The organism is Roseibium sp. TrichSKD4, assembly GCF_000148725.1.
Taxonomy (GTDB): Bacteria; Pseudomonadota; Alphaproteobacteria; order Rhizobiales; family Stappiaceae; genus Roseibium.
Genome location: NZ_GL476311.1, coordinates 1 through 2,500, shown reverse-complemented (window position 1 = coordinate 2,500; position 2,500 = coordinate 1). Strand labels below are relative to the sequence as shown.

The following is a 2,500-nucleotide window of genomic DNA, read 5'->3' as shown; positions in this document are numbered from 1 at the left end:
GGCGTTTTAGTTCGTTGGATTAGACCCGAAACCGAGTGATCTAGCCATGAGCAGGTTGAAGGTGCGGTAACACGCACTGGAGGACCGAACCCACGTCTGTTGAAAAAGACGGGGATGACTTGTGGCTAGGGGTGAAAGGCCAATCAAACTCGGAAATAGCTGGTTCTCCGCGAAATCTATTTAGGTAGAGCGTCGGATGAATACTCTCGGGGGTAGAGCACTGGATGGGCTATGGGGGCTTACCGCCTTACTGATCCTAACCAAACTCCGAATACCGAGAAGTACTATCCGGCAGACACACAGTGGGTGCTAACGTCCATTGTGGAGAGGGAAACAACCCTGACCGCCAGTTAAGGTCCCTAAGTTATGGCTAAGTGGGAAAGGATGTAGAGATCCCAAAACAACCAGGATGTTGGCTTAGAAGCAGCCATCATTTAAAGAAAGCGTAACAGCTCACTGGTCTAAATAAGGGTCTCCGCGCCGAAAATGTACCGGGGCTCAAGCCATACACCGAAACTGCGGGTGTGCACTTTGTGCACGCGGTAGCGGAGCGTTCTGTAAGTCTGCGAAGGGTGACCCGTGAGGGCACCTGGAGATATCAGAAGTGCGAATGCTGACATGAGTAACGATAAAGGGAGTGAGAGACTCCCTCGCCGAAAGTCCAAGGGTTCCTGCGCAACGCTAATCGGCGCAGGGTTAGTCGGCCCCTAAGGCGAGGCCGAAAGGCGTAGTCGATGGGAAACAGGTTAATATTCCTGTACTTGGTGGTAGTGACGGATGCTGTGTGTTGTATCTCCTTATTGGATTGGAGGTGCAGCGAAGGTGTTCCAGGAAATAGCTCCACCGTATAAACCGTACCCGAAACCGACACAGGTGGACTGGTAGAGAATACCAAGGCGCTTGAGAGAACTGTGCTGAAGGAACTCGGCAAAATGCTCCCGTAAGTTCGCGAGAAGGGAGACCTCTTTGTGGGCAACCACGAGGGGGTGGCACAGACCAGGGGGTGGCGACTGTTTATCAAAAACACAGGGCTCTGCGAAGTCGCAAGACGACGTATAGGGTCTGACGCCTGCCCGGTGCTGGAAGGTTAAGAGGAGGTGTGCAAGCACCGAATTGAAGCCCCAGTAAACGGCGGCCGTAACTATAACGGTCCTAAGGTAGCGAAATTCCTTGTCGGGTAAGTTCCGACCTGCACGAATGGCGTAACGACTTCCCCGCTGTCTCCAGCACAGACTCAGTGAAATTGAATTCCCCGTGAAGATGCGGGGTTCCTGCGGTCAGACGGAAAGACCCCGTGCACCTTTACTACAGCTTCACACTGGTATTCGTAATGACATGTGTAGGATAGGTGGTAGACGTTGAAGCCTTGGCGCCAGCTGAGGTGGAGTCACCCTTGAAATACCACCCTTGTCCTTATGGATATCTAACCGCGGTACAACAATATCCGGGACCGTGTGTGGCGGGTAGTTTGACTGGGGCGGTCGCCTCCCAAATGGTAACGGAGGCGCGCGAAGGTGGGCTCAGAGCGGTCGGAAATCGCTCGTCGAGTGCAATGGCATAAGCCTGCCTGACTGCGAGACTGACAAGTCGAGCAGAGACGAAAGTCGGCCATAGTGATCCGGTGGTCCCTCGTGGAAGGGCCATCGCTCAACGGATAAAAGGTACGCCGGGGATAACAGGCTGATGATGCCCAAGAGTCCATATCGACGGCATTGTTTGGCACCTCGATGTCGACTCATCACATCCTGGGGCTGGAGCAGGTCCCAAGGGTTTGGCTGTTCGCCAATTAAAGTGGTACGTGAGTTGGGTTCAGAACGTCGCGAGACAGTTCGGTCCCTATCTGCCGTGGGTGTAGGAGAATTGAGAGGATCTGTCCCTAGTACGAGAGGACCGGGATGGACGTACCTCTGGTGGACCTGTTGTGGCGCCAGCCGCATTGCAGGGTAGCTATGTACGGAAGGGATAACCGCTGAAAGCATCTAAGCGGGAAACCCACCTCAAAACCAGTTCTCCCTGAAGAGCCGTGGAAGACCACCACGTCGATAGGAAGCGTGTGGAAGTGCAGCAATGCATGAAGCTTAGCTTTACTAATAGCTCGTTCGGCTTGATTACTCTCATTACTCTATGTTCATCTATACTTGCACTGCCGGCCATAGGCCTACTTGAGTGCGAGACCAAAGCGCCCCAGGCGCTTTGAAAAAACTCATCGACAATATAAGACCAGTTCACGACATATTCTCACGGATCCACTTCAAATCAACAGTTTGAAGCGTCCAACGGACGCCGCCCGTCGGGCGCGCATTCGCAGGCAAGCGGCAAAGCCGCGACAAGCCGTGAGAACTATCTGTCCTTCGCCGGCCTGGTGGCCCAAGCGGGGCGCCCCCACCCGATCCCATCCCGAACTCGGCCGTGAAACGCCCCAGCGCCAATGGTACTTCGTCTCAAGACGCGGGAGAGTAGGTCGCCGCCAGGCCCGCAAATGACAGATAATAAAATGCGC

Annotated in this window: 2 rRNA genes (1 of these 2 cut by a window edge); both read left to right on the top strand. The window is 54.3% G+C overall.

From position 1 onward, the window contains the following. Positions 1-2,112: ribosomal RNA gene (locus TRICHSKD4_RS08490) — 23S ribosomal RNA — on the top strand (it extends 612 nt beyond the left edge of the window). A 246-nt stretch (positions 2,113-2,358) separates the two neighbouring features. Next, a 5S ribosomal RNA gene (gene rrf, locus TRICHSKD4_RS08485) occupies positions 2,359-2,473 on the top strand. Positions 2,474-2,500 lie beyond the last annotated feature (27 nt).